Source organism: Parashewanella spongiae, assembly GCF_004358345.1.
Classification (GTDB): domain Bacteria; phylum Pseudomonadota; class Gammaproteobacteria; order Enterobacterales; family Shewanellaceae; genus Parashewanella; species Parashewanella spongiae.
In genome coordinates this window covers 1,088,544-1,110,383 of the sequence record NZ_CP037952.1, presented here as the reverse complement: position 1 = coordinate 1,110,383, position 21,840 = coordinate 1,088,544, and the positions used below count along the sequence as shown (strand labels likewise).

11 protein-coding genes are annotated in these 21,840 nt (G+C 39.1%); 8 read left to right on the top strand and 3 right to left on the bottom strand.

Features of this window, described 5'->3' with window-relative positions; genetic code table 11:
* Positions 1 to 32: 32 nt before the first annotated feature.
* On the bottom strand, positions 33 to 3,317 hold the full coding sequence (locus E2I05_RS04005; protein WP_121853146.1) for a S41 family peptidase: 3,285 nt from the start codon (positions 3,315 to 3,317) through the stop codon (positions 33 to 35).
* 932 nt (positions 3,318 to 4,249) lie between these two features.
* Between E2I05_RS04005 and E2I05_RS04000 the strand changes: the two genes are divergently transcribed.
* Positions 4,250 to 5,023 carry a death domain-containing protein gene (locus E2I05_RS04000; protein WP_121853145.1) on the top strand — a complete coding sequence of 258 codons (774 nt, stop codon included), beginning with the start codon at positions 4,250 to 4,252 and terminating at the stop codon, positions 5,021 to 5,023.
* An 810-nt stretch (positions 5,024 to 5,833) separates the two neighbouring features.
* Here the strand turns inward: E2I05_RS04000 and E2I05_RS03995 are convergent.
* On the bottom strand, positions 5,834 to 7,654 hold the full coding sequence (locus E2I05_RS03995) for a M61 family metallopeptidase (protein ID WP_121853154.1): 1,821 nt from the start codon (positions 7,652 to 7,654) through the stop codon (positions 5,834 to 5,836).
* Between the two features lie 246 nt (positions 7,655 to 7,900).
* Here E2I05_RS03995 and E2I05_RS03990 point away from each other — a divergent pair, with 246 nt between their 5' ends.
* From E2I05_RS03990 to E2I05_RS03965, 6 genes are all read left to right on the top strand, one after another.
* Positions 7,901 to 9,457 carry a GGDEF domain-containing protein gene (locus E2I05_RS03990; protein ID WP_121853144.1) on the top strand — a complete coding sequence of 519 codons (1,557 nt, stop codon included), beginning with the start codon at positions 7,901 to 7,903 and terminating at the stop codon, positions 9,455 to 9,457.
* 53 nt (positions 9,458 to 9,510) lie between these two features.
* Positions 9,511 to 10,866 carry a nucleotide 5'-monophosphate nucleosidase PpnN gene (gene ppnN, locus E2I05_RS03985; protein ID WP_121853143.1) on the top strand — a complete coding sequence of 452 codons (1,356 nt, stop codon included), beginning with the start codon at positions 9,511 to 9,513 and terminating at the stop codon, positions 10,864 to 10,866.
* Positions 10,863 to 11,627, top strand: coding sequence for a flap endonuclease Xni (gene xni, locus E2I05_RS03980; protein ID WP_121853142.1), 765 nt, complete (start codon positions 10,863 to 10,865; stop codon positions 11,625 to 11,627). The genes ppnN and xni overlap by 4 nt, the downstream gene beginning before the upstream one ends.
* 391 nt (positions 11,628 to 12,018) lie before the next feature.
* A complete protein-coding gene (locus E2I05_RS03975) occupies positions 12,019 to 12,405 on the top strand; it encodes a DUF3192 domain-containing protein (RefSeq protein WP_121853141.1) in 387 nt (128 codons plus the stop codon).
* Positions 12,406 to 12,485: 80 nt separating this feature from the next.
* Complete coding sequence (locus tag E2I05_RS21905) at positions 12,486 to 12,629, top strand: hypothetical protein (RefSeq protein WP_165905467.1); 144 nt, start codon at positions 12,486 to 12,488, stop codon at positions 12,627 to 12,629.
* Between the two features lie 885 nt (positions 12,630 to 13,514).
* Positions 13,515 to 17,012, top strand: a complete 3,498-nt coding sequence (locus E2I05_RS03965) for an ankyrin repeat domain-containing protein (RefSeq protein ID WP_121853140.1) — start codon at positions 13,515 to 13,517, stop codon at positions 17,010 to 17,012.
* A 134-nt stretch (positions 17,013 to 17,146) separates the two neighbouring features.
* Here E2I05_RS03965 and E2I05_RS03960 read toward each other — a convergent pair whose 3' ends face one another.
* The gene (locus tag E2I05_RS03960; protein ID WP_121853139.1) at positions 17,147 to 19,948 is read right to left on the bottom strand and encodes a S9 family peptidase; all 2,802 of its coding nucleotides are present in this window, start codon (positions 19,946 to 19,948) and stop codon (positions 17,147 to 17,149) included.
* A 234-nt stretch (positions 19,949 to 20,182) separates the two neighbouring features.
* Between E2I05_RS03960 and E2I05_RS03955 the strand changes: the two genes are divergently transcribed.
* Positions 20,183 to 21,190 carry an isocitrate dehydrogenase gene (locus tag E2I05_RS03955; protein ID WP_121853138.1) on the top strand — a complete coding sequence of 336 codons (1,008 nt, stop codon included), beginning with the start codon at positions 20,183 to 20,185 and terminating at the stop codon, positions 21,188 to 21,190.
* The last annotated feature ends 650 nt before the right edge of the window (positions 21,191 to 21,840 follow it).

Genomic DNA, 21,840 nt, shown 5'->3' with positions numbered 1-21,840 from the left:
CAATGATCAACTTTGTCAACATTTTTTATCGATTAAAAACTATTTTTAATATCAGCGGCTTTGCCTGATGCAGGCATTGGTTTAGTTTTCAATTTAGATAAAGGATCCTTTTTGATCGCTTGATTCAAATAATCAATGGCCTTATTAAGCTGAGCATCAGTGCCCTTGAATGTAGCGACAGGTAAATTTTCAACCTCAATATCCGGCTCAACACCATGCCCTTCAACAATCCAATCACCATTAATTGAATATTGAGGATATTCTGCCACTCTTGCCATACCGTTATCCGCTAAACGATTTCGACCAGAGAGCCATACACCTGCACCTGATGTTTGCTTACCAATCAGTGGTGCTAGCCCAAGTGCTTTAACGCCAGCAGAGAATGTCTCGCCATCTGAATAGGTTAATTGATCAGTAAGCACCACCAACTTACCTCGGAAAGTTTGCTGCATGTTGGTACTGGCTGAACCATGAGTCGGTTGCCAAAATGCCCAAGCTTTACGAAGTAACTTTTCGATAATCCAACTATCAATATTGCCACCGCGATTGCGCCTTACATCGATGATCAAACCTTCTTTGTTGTAATTGGCATAAAATTCACGTGCAAAATTAGCGATGTCGCCAGCTCCCATAGCGTACAAATGCAAATACCCCACATCACCATTACTGGCTTGATCTACTTTCTCAGAATTCGATTCAACCCAATCTTGATAGCGCATTTTAGCATTAGCTGAAAGAGTAATTGGGCTAACAATGGCTTTGGACATCTTGCCTTTACGTTTCAGCTCCAGCAACACTTGTTGGTTTGCTTGATTACGCAGTAATTGGTTTACATCAGCCACAGTTTTTACAGGCGAATGATTGATAGACACAATGATGTCACCTTCGTTGGCATCAACACCCATTTTATTTAGTGGTGAGGCCAATGACGGTAATTCAGGATCGGCTTTAAAAATATGGGCGATTTGCACACCTTTTTTGGTTTGCTTTAACCATGCACCTAGACTTGCTGCTTTTGGGCGTTTTGGATCTTTAACTAAATCACCACCACGAACTTGCGAGTGTAACGAGTTAAGCTCGCCCATCATTTGCTTAAACACATCATTAAGCTCGTTTCTGTCCGTCACTCTATCGACAAGTTTTTGGTATTTTTTCTTGGCTTTTATCCAGTCAACACCACGCATATTTTTATCGAAAAACGAATCACGGTGCATTAACCAAGCATCATCAAATAACTGTTGCCATTCTAATTTTGGATGTAACGCTAGTTTCCAGCTTTTGGTATTCACCGTTGACTGTGAAATGTCAGAAGGCATTTTACTCCCAGCATCAACGATATATAAGGATTTAGCCCGATTTTTAGCTACAAATAGCTTTTTACCATCATTCGATAATTGATAGCCTTCTATACCATCACCAAAGGTATCGATTTTAGGAGCCCGATTGGCAAATTTAATGTATTTAAGTGATTGTTTATTTGCAGCGCGATCCATTACATACAAATTATTATCCGCTACCGTTAAACGGCTATAATTTCCGGCAGCCACAGGCACTTGCCATAAACGTTGATTCAAGCCATTCCAATCAATAGATAACTCTTTTTCGTCTTCACTCTCAGAATCCGTATCGTCAACCGATTCTTTCTGCTCTATTAATTCGGTGATTTTTTGGAATGGAAATACCGCATCTTTAGTCAGTGCTAACGCAAAGATGAGAGTGCGCTTATCAAACACAGGTCCCATATTGCGATCACCCCAAGGTGAACTTGGCGTCGCATTAAATTGGCGGTTCGATAAAAAGTACAACCATTGGCCGTCAGCGCTGAAGCTCGGAGAAAAAGATTCATACTTATCGCTTGTCAACGTTTGTGCTTTATCTTCATCTAACGAATACAACACCACTTGCTGACGCATCTTGCCAATTTCAGATTTAGTTAAAGCAATAAAGCGGCTATCGGCTGACCAAACAATGTCTTCATAAGGCCCAAGTCCTTCTCCTTGGGTAATGATTTTTTTATTTTTGCCACTTTCGAGATCAAGCAGCCATACATTACCGTCATAGTCATCATTAGCCAGATAACGACCATCCGCCGACAAACTCAAAGTCATTCGCATGCTTGAGCCATTATGCGTCAATTGCTTTGAGTCATTATTGCCGTCTGCCGCGAACTGCCAGATTTCTTGTTCACCAGAAGTATCTGCAATGGCATATACCCACTTGCCATCATTGCTCATTACGCCATTGCGTAAACGGCTATTTGGGGGACTTTTTACTTCAATAAGTCGCTTGCCATCTGCACTGGTTACCGCGATATGACCACGGGCTGTGATCACCGCTTTATCACCTTCTGGAGATAAATTTGCTGCAGTAAGATATTTAACCGGATTATTAACCCATTGCTCACGCTGCCTTGGAGCATCGGAAACCAAACTGATGTCGAGGTTTTTATCTTGATCCGCTTCTATGTCAAACAGCTTGATGTCAGCGCCATATTGAAAAACCACTTTTCCATCATCCATACTGGCTGAACGAATGGAGAAGTCTTGATATCTGGTATGTTGCTTAACATCACCACCACGCAACGACATTGACCATAAGTTATCATTACCGTCTTGATTGCTGATAAAATATAAGCGGTCGTTCCATACCATAGGTTGTCGCACTGATCCTTTATGGTTTTTCGTCAGCGGCTGCGCTTCTTTTTTACTGCCTATTTTGTAACGCCACAACTCTCCTGTTGCGCCGCCTTGATAATCTCTTGCGTTATCACCTGTAGCTTGTAGCCCAAAACGCGTGAAATACACATACTTTCCGCTTGAATCAATACTGCCTTCTATCGCATCAGATAATGGTAAATCTTGAGTTTCTAGAGTTTCAGGGTTAATCGTTCGTAATACCCAATAATTGGCAGGGCCATGAGCATTATCGGTTGAATATAAAATATCACCTGTCGATGTCCAGCCTTGTAAGCGAACTCGACTGTTTTCAAAGCTGGCTCGCTTCGCCACACCACCTTCAATTGGCATGATATATACTTCTCGAGCGCCATCGTAATCCGCTGAAAACGCCACCCATTTACCGTCTTGAGAAATTTTGGCATCGATTTCCTCACTAGGTAGGCTGGTTAAACGGCTCGCATAATGCTGTGACAGCTTTTGTGACCATAAATCGCCTTCAGCGGTAAACACTAACTGTTCGCCATACAGAGTTGGCGCGCGGTAATAACCATGTTCTGAATGAGTTGAGGCAAAAGAAAGACTTGAGGTTAACGCTGTCATCGCCAGCGCTATACTGGCTACACTGTATTTTAACTTCATTGTTGATGGTCCATTATCGTTCTATTTTTTGTGTATTGACGTTAACAAATGGTCGAACAAAACAACACAAAATAAGTTTAAAAAAATGTGTCAGGGTTTATCCTGATGCTCACGGTCTTCACAACTTCGATAAATTTTAATGCTAATTGACTAAAAGAGCATGTCGAACGCATCAGTTTTCTAAACAGAAGTGCGTTAGTTTGTTGGCTCTTGACAGCACTATTCCAGTTAGAAACACATAGTGATCATAAACTTTATTTGGTATTAAATATTTTGTCGTTCAAAGATTATTTGCCCGTGTTACCTGAAGATGGATAATTTCAATGAGGATTAATGGCCGTTTTGACAAGGCGCTTATTCTTCTAGGTTGGGAAAGCTTGTATCAGCCCACTACTCCAGCACTTTCACGCCTTATACCAATTACAGTAATTAAATGCTCAACTCAGAGCTATGTATGAGCACAAAGTACAAACGAAATTGGTGAAAACATAGTTATCTACGTTGAGATAATTTTGTGAAGTATTCTTTATAAATACAAAGTGTGCGCATACAAGCTCCCGAAGGGCAAGGTTAAAGGTTTCCATTACTGCGTTGCACGTTCTTGAATTATCCCGACAAAAGCACGAAGTGCGTTGAACGCCAGCTTTGTATGGCAGCCGTTAGGGTATATAGTAATTCGAACATGCGCCTTATACTGAAAACCTTTATTTCTTGCTGAGTGAGAGATTAATTACTGTAATTGGTATTAACAAAACTAACAGTTGAAAATGCCCTGAAAGTTGCATCTTCCTGTATCACAGGTATATAAAGGTGCATACATTTAATCAACTGAAAGACAGCTGTCATAAACAAGCTTTTATTTAAATAAGTTTTGAAGATTTATTGTTCACATAATAAAGTCGTTAAACACTATAAACTTCGAGGACTTTCTCATGGCTCATGAAACTACACCAGCTCAAGTGTCCTTTTATCCAATCCATACGGAAAGCGAATCCACAAAACTTAAACAAAAAGCTCCGAAAACTGAATTTGAGACACCTAGTCAATTTTATACTGTTTCACCACAAAGAGCTGACACTAAGTCCACTACACTTCCCCCAAAAACTCATCAATGTTTCAGAGATAAACATCGACCACAAACACCTTTTACGTATGCACTAGGCAAAGAAGCACACCCTTCACAAAAATATTCACGTTATACTGTCAACAAAAAATTCCAATCCTCTTCCAAACAAACTTCAACAACTCCGCTTCCCCATCAGCAAGCTCAACAAAGTAGCCGTGGGTTTATAGTTAAAACAGAATCTACTCCTAAGGTGAAAAATCAAGTCACTTATGATGATAATTATCACGATGTACGTGCCATAATTGAAATATTCCAGAATGATTGGTCAGATTTAGCAAAAAATCTAGGTTTCACTCAAGATGAAATTTCAGAAATCCAAACAGACAGAAAATTACGAACGGGAGGTGCTGAACCTTACTTTTCAAAAGTATTATCATGTTGGCTAGAGTGGAAACCAAAAGATTCAAGAGACTCTGTAAGTTTCCCTACTATCGATGCCCTTATACAGGCACTAAGTAAAATGAATGACACTAAGAAGGCAACTTATATAACTCAAGGCAAGATGACAAAAGCCTCCAATAGCACAAGATCCAGCATTGACTTAGCCATTCAGCGGCTAACACAACTTAAGAAATCATAGATAATACCAATTACAGTAATACCAATTACAGTAATACCAATTACAGTAATTAAATTCCCAGCTCAGAGCTATGTATGTGTTCAAAGTACAAGTGAAATTGATGAAGACACAGTTATTACCGACATACAAAACTGTCGTTATTACATTGCTACGTTGAGACAGTTTTGCGTAGTAATTTGGACACATACAAGCTCTCGAAGGGCACGGCTAAAGGATTCCATTACTAAGTACCTGTCGATAAGTTCTTTGATAATAATTGTGTTCAGGTTCAGTGCTATACAAGACGCAATGTAGGGCGCATAGCCGTAGCTATGTAACCGAAGTTGCAACACCGTAGAGTACTGAAACTGGGTACTAGAAAATCTTAAGAAACTTATGGTCAGGTACTTACGTTACAAGTTTTTGAATTATCCCGACAAAAGCACTAAGTGCGTTGAACGCCAGTTTTGTATGGCGGCCGTAGGGAATATAGTACTTCAAACTTGCGCCTTGTACTGAAATCCCTTAGCTCTTGCTGAGTGGGAAGTTAATTACTGTAATTGGTATAATTGGTATTACTCAAGAGGCTAGGGTAAACGCATGAATGTTTTTCGAGCAAAAACCGTAGACTTTATAGCCCGTCATTCCGGTGAAAACGGGAAACCAGTGACTTTGGGTATTCAAATATAAGCCGCTAGATTCCCACTTTCGTGGGAATGCGAAATTACCACATGGAGTTGTTTATATATCACTCTCTCGTGCGGTTGTCCTGCTCAAGAGACAGGCCTAAGCTGGATATTTCACTAATAAACCAATATTTGAATATCCGTTTTATTTTTTAAACTTGCCTTCTTCATCGAACGGCCAGTCGATACCAAGCCATGCTTCTAAAAAGGCTTTTTGCTGTTTGCTAGGGCTTTTCACAGCAGTAATTTTCAACTTATCTTTAGCTTGTTCAGCTAAAGTTAATGTCACAGTTTTAAGCTGATCATCACTAAATAGTGTGATTTCAAGCTTATCTCCTGCTTTAAAATCTTCTAAGCGTTTTTTAAAACCTTTGGCAGTCACTTTTAAGCCATTGATAGCCACGATTTCATCACCAAATACAATGCCAGCCGACCACGCTGGGCCACCTTTCTGCACTCGCCCTAATTTAAGTGAATTGTGTCTACCGTCAAGACTCATACCTGCATCGACTTTTTGCTTATCTCCAGTATTCACTTTCAAACCTGCATGCGCCAGCAGTTCATCGAAGTCGATGGTAAGTGGTGATTCGATATGTTGTTGCCACCAATCGTCATATGATTCACCAGTTAACTTTGTAGCAATGGCTTTTATATCATCTGCGGTATAGCCTTTCGGTAATTTGTAATCGCGATATAAATTGCGATGTACATCACGATAGCTTTTGTCGAGCTTGGTTTGTTGTAAGATTGAAAAATCGAGAGCCAACGATGCCATGTAACCTTCAGAGTAGATGTTTACGCTGTTGTTATGGGCGTAATCTCCACCTCTAGCAGCCCATTTGCCTGTGCTGGCTTCTTTGACAGATTGAACGATTTTACCCGGTTTCTTTTGATTAGCGTTCACCCGTTTGGCTAAGTCTTCAAAAAACTCCTTAGGCTTCATGATACCGCCGCTGAGTAATAACTGGTTTTGAAAATAGCTGGTTGAACCTTCGGCAAGCCATAGCAAGTCAGTCACTGTTTCGTGCTGATAATCATAAGTGGCGATTGGCGCTGGACGATAGGCTTTAACGTTCCAAGTATGAACAAACTCATGAGATGCTGTACTGATGAAGCGTAAATAATCCTTACGCTCACGAAACATAAAACGCGGTAATTGAATAACAGTGGAGTTTAAATGTTCTGTTGCCCCGCGTGCACCACTGGTTGCGTGGACAATATAAACATAACGTTTGAATGGATAGTCATCCCACAAACGCTCAGCTTCGCCGCTGATTTTTTTTAGATCGGTAACGATTTGCTCGATATCGTAATTACCTTGTCCCCACACAACTAACTCGTAATCACGACCATCGGCACTGAATGAACGATGTTGGCTGATACCCGTTTCAATTGGCGAGTCGACTAACACATCATAGTTTGGTGCCACAAAGCTGTGCTTGTTGTCACCATATTCTAGTCCAGAGTAACTTTTCCAAGTTTTTGGTACCGATAAACCAACCGTAATTTCTTCATCACGGTACTCTGGGCTATACATAAACACAGCGCTGCTGTCTAAATAGGCATGGGTACTGCTAATATGACGAGTTCGTTGACCGAGTTCATTAGCATACAATTGATAATTAACCGTTACTTGAGTGGGCTTGCTCAAATCAACTTGCCACTCGCCTGTTTCAGTCCTCTCCCAGCTTAATACATTGCCTTCATTGTCTTTCGCTACAAAGTTACGCACACCGTCTGATATCGGTTGAACTTGATACTTACCTGTACGCCAGACGGGTAAATTTATGGTTAACTTATCTGATGCTGTTTTTGGAAACTGAACCTCAACTTGAGCAAGATGATGATCAGGCTGAGTTAAATCAATATGATATTCAACTTGAGCAAAGCTTGAGGCGCTAATAAGCGTGCTGGCAGTAAGCCAAGCAAAACGAGTGAAGTCCACAGAGAATTCCTTAGTTTTCATTATAAATTGGAGTTGCATGAAGGCAAAAATCAATTTGCAGTATAACAACCCAAACTTGACTGCAACAAGCCCGACAATAAATGCGGCGCTAATAACATTTTTATTCAAAATGAGGGGTAAATATCAAAATCATGTTTTGACCTGCGATCACTTTGATATAATATAAGCCTTTCCCACTATTCTTTCATAAAATAGTTTTTTGCATTAATCGCCTTTAAGACACGGTTCAAGTAGGGATACAAGGTAATGAACGATTCAGCAACGGCAACAGTTGCACTCAGTGCGTTAAAAGAGCAATTACAAACATCTAAGAGGGAGCTTGATCAGCTCACACTGGATAGAAACGACAAGTTTAAAATTTTACAAAGTTTTATCTTTAGCTTAAGCATTGCCTGTAAGGGACATAACCCTGAGTTAGATAATAAGCTTGCTAAATTTCGTCGCCAGTTTGATGATTACGAAAGCTTGAAAAACAGCATTGCTGATGTGGTAGATATCGAGCGTTTACTTAAAAATCAATATCATCAAATCACAATATCACTCGACAATAGCCGAACCAGTTTAACTAATATCACTAATCAACTACTGCGTGTAACATCTTTACCCGAGGTAGTAAAAAAAGAGTTAAGTTATTTTAAACAAGACTTAAACAAGCCATTTCATACGGTTTGGGACTATGTGCCCAAACTGGAAAAGCTCTCGCTCTTCTATGAGCAGGTTATTGAGCTTCAATTTAACATCGATAGTAAACTTGATTTAACGCCTAAGTATCAATTACTCGCAAAGGAGTTGCTCCGTTTAATATCAGAGCTAGAGTTTCGAAATGAGCAACGAGATAAAGTGTCAACGATTCAAGCAGTCCTCAATGGTGAATTTACTGCTGATGATTTATTAAGTGCCTATAACGCAATTATTTCATTATTAGTCGAAAACCTGGTTCGTGAAAAAAATTCAGCTCAAGAATTTTTAAGTGCATTAAATGAAACGCTCACTGTGGTCAGTGATCTGACATTTACCATGCAAAACAACGATGCCAAAAATCAACTATCAAAAGGCAAACTTGATAAAAAAATTCAGGGATATGTTGGTGAAGTTGAGTCTGCAATTCGTGACACCAATGATCTCGACTTTTTGAAACTTCAAGTTCGAGGTCAACTCGATCAGTTAAAAACGGCTTTAGCACATAAAAGTGAAATTGAACAAAAAGAAAAAATGCAATTGCAACATTCATTTCAAAATATGCGAAATGAAATTGGCGGTCTAAGCTCAGAGCTTGAGGTTTATAAAGACAAATTACACGAACTACAAAAGCTCAATCAGACCGACCAACTAACCCAACTACCTAATAGAGCCGCACTTGAAGATAGAATGTCGTTAGAGTATCAAAAACTTAAACGCAAAAATGGGAATCTTTGGGTTGCGGTTGCTGACATCGATTACTTTAAAAGTATTAATGACAAATTTGGCCATAGTACGGGTGATAAAGCCTTGCAAGTTATCGCCCAAGTGATGAAAAATGCTCTGAGAGATACGGAATTTGTTGCACGCTACGGTGGAGAAGAGTTTGTCTTATTATTGCCAAATGTCAGTGATAATGACATTTCACCTTTATTAGAGCGAGTACGAGAAAAAATAAAAAGTATCCCTTTTAAGTTTAAGGATCAGCGGATTACCGTAACAGTATCTATTGGTGCGGCAAAAGTTCACTTCCAAGAAAAAATCGAAGAAACTTTCGACAGAGCTGACGCGGCCTTATATCGAGCAAAAGATGAGAGTAGAGATAGAGTGATCATCATCAGTTAATCGTTCACTTTTCTCCTTCACTCTAAACTATCATTGATTTTTTGGAGATGTACATGAAAGTATCTATCAGCCCTCGAGGAAGCATGGAGCAGCTTTCTCAATTAGAAGTCAGCCGATTACAGCTTCGTGTTCACAGCGAGTTATACCAACTCTATCGCCGATGCTCTCTTGCCGTACTGTGTGCTGGTGTCGAAAGTGACAATGACCTTGATCTATTTTCTGCACACCAAGATTTTGATATCAATGTACTTCAACGCCCTCGTGGCGTTAAGTTAGAGCTGACCAACCCACCAGCAAAAGCGTTTGTCGATGATCAAATCATTAGCGGAACTCAAGAACATTTATTTGCTGTACTCAGAGATATTATCTACATCGCCAATAAGTATGACACTCTTAAAAATCGCGAAGCTAAGATCAATGAGCATATCACCAATATGGTATTTGATATTCTGCGTAACGCTCGGATGCTTGAAAAACTCAAGGGACCAAACATCATTGTGTGTTGGGGTGGTCATAGCATCAATCAAACTGAATATATGTATACCAAAGAAGTGGGCTACCAATTAGGTTTACGAGCACTTGATATCTGCACAGGCTGCGGCCCAGGCGCAATGAAAGGTCCGATGAAAGGCGCTACCATCGGCCATGCCAAGCAACGGATAAAATCAGCTCGTTATATTGGTCTTACCGAGCCCAGCATCATCGCCGCCGAGCCGCCCAATCAAATCGTTAATGAGCTTCTCATTATGCCTGATATCGAAAAACGCTTAGAAGCTTTTGTTCGATTAGGCCATGGGATAATTATCTTTGCTGGCGGTGCTGGAACCGCTGAAGAACTCCTATATTTATTGGGTATTTTGCTTCACCCAGACAATGCTGAAAACCCCATTCCAGTTGTACTTACAGGGCCTAAAGAGTCAGCCGCCTACTTCGATGAAATAGATAAATTTATTGAGCAGACATTAGGTCATGATGCACAACAAAAATACCAGATAATCATTGATGATCCCCAAAAAGTTGCCCGAATCATGTCAAACGCCATGGAAGACGTGAAACACTATCGGCGCACAATTGGTGACTCTTATAAATTCGCATGGGCATTAAAGATCGAACCAGAGTTTCAACTTCCATTCATACCCACTCATGAAGCCGTAAAAAAACTTAAGCTAAGTTTTGATATGGAAAAAGCAGATCTTGCGGCTAATCTTAGAAGAGCATTTTCGGCCATTGTCGCCGGAAATGTTAAAGGTGATACAATTAAACTTATTAAATCTCAAGGGCCATTTGAGATTAACGGTGATCCGAAACTCATGGCACTAATGGATACGTTATTAAGTGCATTTGTAAAACAACAACGTATGAAGCTCCCAGGCAGCCAATACATTCCATGTTATAAGGTATTAAATTGAATCGTTTATTAATTATTGACGCACTTAACCTTGTCCGTCGTATGCACGCTACTCAACCTGATGAGAGTGATATCCAATCCCTCACATTAAGAACGGTATCGGCAATTAATAAGCTTCTAAAGTTTCATGAGCCTAGTCATATTGTGCTTGTTTGGGACGGTTCTGAAGAATCTTGGCGTAAACGATTATTCGCTGATTATAAGAAAGGCCGTAAACCCATGCCTGAGTCATTGGCTTCTGGTTTACCGAGTTTAAAAAACACATTATCTGAGAATAATTGGCATAACTTAGATGCTGAATCTGAAGCGGATGACGTCATTGCCACATTAGCAACTAAACTTACAAGCTCGGGCGGAGAAGCCATTATCGTCTCAACAGATAACGGCTTTACTCAATTACTTCACCCAAACATCAAGCAATGGGATCACTTTTCACAGCAGTATTTAGATATCAATGCTCTAGAGCAAAAATTTGGTGTCGAAAGAGCCCAGTTTGTTGAATATTGGTCACTCGCTGGGGCCACAGGAAATAAAATACCTGGTGTAACAGGCATAGGTCCAAAGTCTGCGGCAGAGCTGCTTAAAGTGTTTCGCAGCATTACCAATATTTATGCGTCACTTGATGCCATTGGTGACAAACAAGCAAAGAAACTTGCGGAAGGTAAAGAGATGGCAAAACTGAGTTACAAGCTGGTTCAACTGCAGTGCAATATGCCGCTTAACCTAAGTCTAAGCGCATTTAGGTATGCTGGTAACAAATAATCCTAAAAACATCAGTTGAACGCTGAGTATACGAGTAACTGTTTGAGCAATACGATGATTTTATTATCATGTTTTTCACCCAATGAGTGAAATGCTCTACGCTCACAAGCTTGCTAAAATGACTGCTATCTGCGTTGTAACTTTTGCAAGTAGAATAACTACTTGCTGCAAGCTACGCCTTACTATCAGCCATTTTCCTACTCTTGAGAACGCAGTCAACTGATGTTTCTAGGATAATAGTTTATACCAGTGATCACCATAGTCCTCCAACCAGCTATATAAGTTAAGTTAGTTAACATAAAGTTACGATATAATCATTGACGTTTACAATGCTTACTTCAAACTATTAAGTGTTTAACGTTTTGCTATAAAAATAGGGATATTTATCTAAATGAAATCAAAAGCTCCGGTTGTTATTGGTGTTGTGTTCACGATTTATGTCATATTTGTGGCAATAACTATGATGTTTTATGAACCCAAAATCGAAGACATGGATTGGGAAGACCGTCAGAGTTTTAATCAACAAAATTTAACCCATCTCAATTTAGGACAACACATTGACAGCATCAGAGCCCGTTTTGGAGCTGCCGACTTCAGTGAAGCAAAGCACAGTAATGGCAAACCGATGCATGTTTTATTTTACCGAACTCACAAAGGTAAATCTGACGGTAAAACGACTAAAGATGAATGCACTCCGCTTTTGTTTATAGACAACAAACTTGTAGCATGGGGAACCGATACCTATCAACAATATATTGAGTCAGAGATCACATTATAAATTCCCGCACTCATTTTCATTTCTATTTTTTAAAAGAGTATCGGTACAATACGTTTATTCTTTTAAAAATAGGATAAACAATGTACTGGATTATCACTAAATATCTTCTTACTCCTGCAGTTGTGGTGGCGATTTCTGAAATCGCCAAGCGTAGTGATAAATTTGGCGCTCTTACCGCAGCAATGCCAATGGTGACGATTCTGGCCTTATACCAATTACAGTAATTAAGTTCCCAGCTCAGAGCTATGTATGTGTTCAAAGTACAAGTGAAATTGATGAAGACATAGTTATTACCGACATACAAAACTGTCGTTATTACATTGCTACGTTGAGACAGTTTTGCGTAGTAATTTGGACACATACAAGCTCCCGAAGGGCAAGGTTAAAGGATTCCATTACTAGGTTACAAGTTTTTGAATTACCCCGGTACTTCAAACTTGCGCCGTGTACTGAAATCCTTTAGCTCTTGCTGAGTGAGAAGTTAATTACTGTAATTGGTATTAATTTGGATGTACATCGAAGGTCAAAGAACAGAAAAGCTTAATAACCACGCTTTTTATACTTTTTGGTATGTTGTGCCTACCCTACCGATGTTTTTGGTTTTCCCTTATTTGCACGCTAAGTTTAGCTTTTGGGTAACATTGGGGCTTTGTGCATTTATCTCTGTGGTTTGTTTTATTCTGTTTGCTGCTTTTGCCAAATTGTTTGGTATAAATTTACTATAATCCTAAATAAATTGGTTGAACGCACAGTTTAACCTTAATCCATTGAATTTAATTACCAAATCAAACAACCCGAATTCACCCATTAGGTGAGTGCTGAACATTCATATACTTGCCAAAATCAACGCTAACTGCGTAATAAGTTTTGCAAGTAGAAACGAAGTAACAACAGTTTTGTATGTCGGTAACCACTACTTGCTGCTATTCATGCCTTGCTATCTGTATTTTTCTGCGTATATGAACACTCCCAACCGATTTATTTAGGATAATGCTCATGCACCCTCATTTTTAATAACTATTAATGCTTTAACATGCATACAAAGTTATTATTATTCAAATTATAATTGGTTATTATTCCTTCAAAATTTAGAACGTTTTGGATATATTATGTTTGAGTCTTCATCGACATCTCAAAACCTTGCTTTAGCAGAATCGTCGACTACAAATCCACTCAACCAAGCTATTATCCCCTTCTCTGAACCGTCGCAACAATTTATTACCTCCTTACCAAGCGAATTACAACAATTAGCAATTGAGCATCAACCTGACCAACATACTTTGACACATCAAATTAAACAGATCACTTTGCTTGAAGACTTAATAAAAGATACATCTATTCCAGAAGCAATCAGAGTCATTGCCATAAAACAACATCAAGTGACCATTCATCATCAGACTGGCTTGACTCAGCATCAAACAACGATGGCAATTTTAACCCTCGTGATGGAAAAGTCAGGATTACTCAAAAATGCCCAAGCCGTTATTAGGGTCTTATTATTTAATGAGATTGAGCTCTATTTTCAGTCTCACTCCATCACCCAAAGTAAACAAGCTGCAGTGATCCAACTATTTAATACAGCTTGTACTTGGTTGGGCTTACCTCCGAAGGCAGAGGCTTACACTTTAACTCTTACGGCTGAACAATTGGATTCATTTCAAGCTCAACTAAATACAAATCTTCCAATAAAAAGCATTATTAAAGCGATAGCTGACGAATTTGCGAAACAACTGGTAATCCCTGATAACTTAACCCCTTCATTGCCCGATAATTTATGCATTTTGTTTACAAAAAACACGTCCACTTTAGACTTAATTGAAGTCCATTTAAGCTCTACGACAATAGACTCTTTAACTAGATTACAAAATGATATTTTTTCTGGATTATGTGACATTTTACTTATTACAAAAGACACTACTCAACTCCCATTATGTCCTACGACTTATCCTCGACCACTTGCTCAACCAATAGTAGAAACAACAACACATGAATCTTTTACCCATAATAATCGAGGCACAACCTCAGAAAGAGTGCAAATTCAGCATAGAGAATTTGTTGATTCCCAAACAGGAGATAGAACAAGCGCAAGTCTGTCAGTATCTGTGAGGCAATCAGTTCAGTATCAAGATGGGGAGGCTGTTATCGAAGAGGAAGTTGTAACACGTTCTAAAATAACCACAAGTTTAAGAACTCCAGCACTGGAGGAAACGAAGGATGAATTACTAGGTGCATTTTCAGGCTCGACAAACACGTTAGTCATGCTCGATTCCGAGCAACAAGTTTACATAATGGAGGATTCACAACGACGTGAGCTTTTTGCTCAAGATTTAGCAAATATAGAATTTAATGGCATGAAAAAAGAAGCACGTCGAGTTATTATTCACCATTTATTTATTAAGACAAAATGTTTTGAAGACTTATGGAGTATTATTACCACGTTAATGACTCACACTTTCATTTCTGACAATAGAGCCCAAAAACGTTTACAAGTTAAAAGAATACTTAAACTAGAAGCTAAAACCTTAAAAAGCAAAGATCCCACCTATTACAGTAAATTCGAGCCGTTATTACTATCAATTAATAAACCAGAGTCACTCTTGCTTTTATGTGAAGTCATCTCTTATAAACCACTTAAAAAGCTTGTTAATAAAGAAGAAATTATAGCAATTGCCAAAACAGTAATTCCGAGTAACAACAAAGAAGCCCTTAACATTTTATTGGCATTAAAAATAAACCTCAACTTTAAAATAAATCAAGTCCCTGTATTGTTTTACTTAATTAGACAAAAACATTTTGAACTGGCAGAGCAGCAAATTAAACGTGATGAGACCATAATAGAGGCAACTGATCCTAATCAAAATAATATCATTCACTTATTAGCAAGTTGTCGTGAATTCGTTCCACCAGAATTAATGACATATATATTATTTAACACCAAGACAGACGTTAACAGCGTAAATCGTTTTGGTCGAACGGCCGTTCATCTAGCCGTTATGAGTGAAAATAGCGCAACCATTAATTTACTTTTAACCCACCCTCTTATTGATTCAAATATTTCAGATTCATTTGGCATGACTCCATTACTGATAGCAATACAGAAAGATAGTTGCCTTCATGACTTAATTTCACACGAAGGAATACAAACCGAACTTTCAATTTCATCTCAATTCAAATATCTAGAAAATGAAGAAAGTGCTGATGAAAATTCTAGTGCGGAAGATAAATTAACACCGACGGTTAACCCATTCATATATGCAATTGAAAAACATAAAGCAACAGCATTCTTAGCGCTAATTGAGAGAGCGCCTAACTTAAAAAACACCCAAATAAGTGAGTACGGTTCTCTGTTACACCATGCCATTCACATGGGAAGTCTCGAAATCGCTCAGGCATTGATTAAACGAGACAAGCAACTGATAAATACACAAAATAAATTTGGTGACACACCGCTATTTTTTGCAATAAAAAATAAAAAACACCTGTTTTATAGGACGTTATTAACAACGGAGTATGACAAGAGCATACCGGCAAAAGATGGTTCAAGTTTGCTCGTTATTGCGGCGTACTATGGACTTTATGAAATGGTGAACACCGTTTCGAAAACTCACCCAGAACTGCTCACACATGCCAATGACGCAGGTTTCACCCCCTTTTTAGCAGCGTGCCGCACAGGTAAAACACAATGTATAGAGTACCTTTCGAATCGAATCGATGTGCTTGCACACAGATCTGTTGCTGGTGAAAATGGGCTTCATTTAGCCATTAAGTATGGCCACGTGTCAGCATGTAAAAAATTACTAGCACTCTCAGTACAATGGCCTAAACTAACAATAATGGATAAAGGAGCTCAAAAAGAAATATCCTTAATTGGTTTTTCCATTTTTCATAATCAACACCACATATTAAATCTATTAATTAGACTCGGGTCAAAAGCTAATCCTAATCATGTTTTAATTTCAATAAATCAAAATTCGCCAGATTGCTTTAAAATACTCTTAGCAACTCCTTATATCGTGCAAACTATTGACCAAGCTAAAACATCAAAGGGTTTAACCGCCGTCCATTTAGCGGCACAACTCAACCGATTGGACATGATCAAACAATTAAAACAACGGCACTTACCACTCGATGAAAAAGTTAAATTTCCTGCAGATTTTCAAATACCAAAGCCTCTTTGTTGTGAACAATTCGAGCTAAAATGTATTATGAAAAATGGCCACTATTTTTCGCCACTTCATTTAGCTGTTTTAAATAATTCATTAGAGGTTGCTGAATTTTTATTAAGCAACAATTGTGACGTTAATGCCCATATGCATGGTGAGTTACTTAATTTTGAGGTGTTAACTCCAACTCCACTTTATTGTGCAGCGTTTAGTGGTTTTGATAAAATGGTTAGACTTTTATTAAAATTTAAAGCCGATAAAGCGGTTCACTTTTTCCGCTATAAGAGCAGTCAGGATAGAGTTTTTCATTTTGCGGTAGATATTGCTAAAAGGCAGCATCAACAAGTAACGTCCCGTGAAGCAAAAGAAAAATATAGCCAAATTATTGAGTTACTTAAAGTGGAAGAAAGCAATGAAACTTTATACGAACCGGCTCCGTCTTAATTCCCAGATATAAAGTGCTATAAAATTAATTTCAAGGCAGTCCGCGTTAACAAACAACAAATAAAGCCGTCAACAGTATGTTATACCAACTATTGTAATTGGTATGTCATACTATTGACGGCCTTAAAATCAAGCTACTTTTGATACTCGTAGTAGGCTTCACCCTTAGTTAACCACTCAGGCGCTGGTTCACCTTTCAAGTAGTGATCAAAGTACTGTTTCATCTTAATGGTATAGTCCAGTTTGTTCGGATACTTTTTCAAATGATGTGGTTCGTCCTGATACTGTAAAAACACCACATCTTTACCCGCACGTCGCATAGCAAGATACAACTCGACACCTTGTTCCCACGGTACCGCATCATCCTTATCGCCAAACATAATCATCATTGGCGTTTTAATCCGATCCACATAGAAAATCGGCGAGTTCTCAATATACTTTTGAGGGGCTTCATACAGACTTGGGCCAATACGGCTTTGACCTGTTTCATACTGGAACTGACGTGCTAAACCACTGCCATGACGAATACCACTGTAAGCGCTCGTCATGTTTGATACTGGCGCACCGGTTATAATCGCTTTAAAAATGTTAGTTTGAGTTGCCGCAAACGCCGATTGATAACCCGCCCAAGAATGCCCTTGAATACCAATCGCATCAGGATCAGCCACTCCTAAATCAATTAAGTGTTGCACACCTGAAGTCAGTGCTTGAACTGATGATAATCCAGGGTAGCCAACTTCAAATCGAATATCAGGCAGGAAAATCGCGTAACCATTTTCAACAAACCAAGCAAAATTTGGTCTATGGTTAATTTTCATTTGCGGGAAAGAATGTAAGCGATCGCTCATAAAACGATAAAAATAGACTAAAACAGGCAAACGCTGCCCTTGTTTATAACTTGCAGGCTTTATTAAAACGCCATCTAATGGTTTTCCATCACCATTTGTCCAATGCACTAATTCAGCATTACCCCATTGGTACGGTTTGATTTGTTGATTTAAATCAGTTTGTTGAGTCGCTTTTTGTGGCGCTAAATAACTCGAAGTATAGAGATCAGGAAATTGATCATAACGCTCTTTCGAATACACCAAAGTATCGGCTTTTTTGCTGCGCGCCAACACTTTCATCTTCACAGGTTCTGAAGTTAGCTGCTTAAAACCACCAGCAAGATTAAGCTGATAAAAATCGTCAGATTTACTCCTCTCGTTATACCCTTTAAGCAGTACTTTTTGTCCTACTGTTAATGTTGCTGGGTCACCGTCTTTGACCAAACCTGTTACGCGGAATTGAATACCTTGTTTACGACCCTTACCACGAGTCAAATTGGTCATTTTCCCAGAGTGAGTGTCTAGTTTCCAGACATCAAACTTATCGTTAACCAATACTGCATTTTCATCCGTTAACCAAGGGCCAAAACCATAACCGGGTGCATTTGATGGGTAATCATGATCTTCATTAGCAAAACCTGTCTCTATGCCTTTTGAAACATTTTTTCGTGTACCTGTTTCGACGTTATACAGATAAATATTGCCGTGTTGGTAGTACGCAATATAGTTTCCTTTAGGCGATAAGCTTGGTGCCCAATAGCTAGGATATTGTGTCAAAACTTGAGTCTGAGTCCCAGTTCTACTATCTACTAAGAATACATCTCGGTAAAAACCCGCCCAAGTGATCATCTTACGATATTTAAGATCTGAACTACCTAAAAAGCGCATAGACTGTTCACGTCGTTCAACATCCAACACGTTCGAGTCAGCTAACTGAGTGACGGATTGGTTCGCCACGTCTAGTACAGCTAAGTATGTACGCTTTAATTCATCTTTATAATGCTTCACCTCGTTGGGTTTTATGAGTGGATCCTCACCATTCCATACTCGAAGATTACGCTGACCGGTAATTACATCAGCATCCAACAAGTCTTTCTGTTCGGTTACTTTTGCAATTGTCAGCTGTTGATTAACCTCAGGCACTCGTCCAAAAAAAAGCCTGTTATTGTCATCTGAAAACGATAATTTTGAGTAGCGATTGAGTGTCCACTCTTTCGTGTTTGGTATGCTGGTTAACGAGAATGAACCATTCTTTGAATTCAAGTCAACCAGATTCAGTTTATATTCACGGCCATACGGCTTTTCATCGGCTTGTCCTGTAGTGAATGCTAGCCAATTACCATCATCGGTTAACGCTAGGTTACCAATTTGCAAGTCTGTCGATGTGAATATTTGTGTCTGCTGGTTAGCCTTAAAATCGACACGAATCACTTGATGCTGTTTAGTTGCAGAGTCGTTCACAGCGATGGCTACACCATGACCTAATTTATCAAAATAAAAACTCGTGACATTATCAAAATTCGTCACACTGTCATCTGCCAGTGTGATAAGTCGCAATGGATGCCCCTTGTCGAACTTATCGACTTTTATGCTGCTTTCATCTTTTTTAGGCTTGCCGCCATCTTTTGATTTTTTTGCTTGCTCTGGTTTTTCGAAGTGTATCGCTAGGTGGCTGGCGGTTTCATTAAAAGAAAACGATTTCACTCTCTCAAACACTTCTTGTTTACCTGTTTGAGTGTCGAGCAATATCAATCCAGATTTTAGCTTTTTCTTTTCTTTCTCGCTGGCTTTTTCTTTTTCTAAAAGCGGCACTGCCTTAACCATTGCAACATAACGACCATCCGCACTCACTTTTGGCTTTTTCGCGCCAGCAAGGTTAAACGATTTACCCGTGGCTAAGTCTTTAACTATCACTCGGCTATCGCCTCTATCGGGCTTAGCTTCCACGGCTAGAGTTTCACCATTATCAGCAATTATTGGCTTAGCTAACGACTCAAATTGCATGATATCAGGCAGTGTTAGCGGTTTAGCAGCGTTAACAACTGGAATTGTAGACAATGATGTCGTCACCAGTATGGCTGCAGCAAGATTTGAAAGTTTCACCAGCATCCTCTCTTTTTATGATTTGATCTTGTTTTCGTTATAACTGAAAGCAAATTCCTACCCTGTCACGATAACGAAAAAAGCTCGACATTGCTCACTATTTTCTGTGAAAAATAGTGAAATTTGTTTACAATACGTGGTCATACCTCAAGTAAACGTTTGGCCGCGACGAATAATAAAAATATTAAGGTCGACGGCACCAAATAAAAGCAGTAAGACAACGTAGTCGAAGGATTTTAAATGTCAAAACGTACAATTACCGTAATTCCAGGTGATGGAATTGGTCCTAGCATTATCGATTCAGCGTTAAAAATTTTAGACAAAGTCGGTTGTGACTTTGAATATGATTTTGCTGATGCCGGCCTTGTCGCGCTAGAAAAGCACGGTGAATTACTTCCACAACAAACACTCGATTTAATCGAAAAAAATAAAATCACTCTAAAAGGGCCTTTAACGACGCCTGTTGGCGGTGGCTTTACTTCTATTAACGTTACCTTGCGTAAAAAGTTTGCACTTTATGCTAATGTTCGCCCTGTACTCTCTTTAAAAGGTACGCAAGCACGCTACGAAGATATCGACATTATCACTGTACGTGAAAATACTGAAGGCATGTATTCAGGCCTCGGACAAACGGTTTCTGATGACGGCTGTACTGCTGAAGCAACCAGTATCATCACCCGTAAAGGTGCTGAAAAAATTGCGGTATTTGCTTATGAATTAGCACGTAAAGAAAACCGTAAGAAAGTCACTATCGTACACAAAGCCAACATCATGAAGTCAACTTCAGGTTTGTTCTTGAAAGTCGCTCGTGAAGTCAGCGAACGCTTCCCAGACATTACTACTGAAGAAATGATTGTTGATGCAACTTGCATGAAGCTTGTCATGAATCCTGAAAACTTTGATGTCATTGTAACGACTAACTTATTCGGCGATATTTTGTCTGACTTATGTGCAGGTCTTGTCGGTGGTTTAGGTATGGCTCCGGGTGCTAATATTGGCGGCAATGCCGCTATTTTTGAAGCAGTACACGGCAGCGCGCCTGATATTGCTGGTAAAAACCTAGCAAACCCAACTTCTGTAATTTTAGCTTCTATTCAAATGCTTGAACATTTGGGAATGGCTGATAAAGCTGAAGCTATTCGCAGTGCCGTTACCGAAGTTATCGCATCAGGCGATCGCACTACCCGTGATTTAGGTGGTACTTATGGTACGACTGACTTCACAGATGCAATTTTAGAAAGACTGTAAATTTCAAGATAGTGTCTTTAAAGTCATTACTTGAGATAAAGAGGCTTATACCTATATTGGAGTAATGCCAATCAGTTAAGGGAAATGTCATACCTGCGAAGGCAGATATCAAGTGACTTACAGAGTAAAATCAAAATCGCTGGGCTCCTGCCTTCGCAGGAGCGACGATAATTTTCTCTAGATTTATCTTAACTAACCTGCATTAGCTTATATTGGAGCCTCTTTTAACTGACATTGAGCACATCTATTAAAAACCCAAAATTAATGAATGGTTACTCATTTTTGCGTTGTGAAAATGTTTATATCGGTTAATTTTAAGTAAAGCATAGATAAAAAGTGACTCCTTACTCAGTCTTGACGCGTAACTATTCTGCGTATGCAATGTCAGTTTTAATATTTCCTTATCCTTTACGCCTCAGCAACTCTTTTTACCCCTGAATGCTCTTTCCACATTACATAAAAACGATTTAACCTGAACTCAGGTTATACCAATTACAGTAATTAACTTCCCACTCAGCAAGAGCTAAAGGATTTCAGTACAAGGCGCAAGTTTGAAGTACTATATTCCCTACGGCCGCCATACAAAACTGGCGTTCAACACACTTAGTGCTTTTGTCGGGATAATTCAAAAACTTGTAACGTAGCAATGT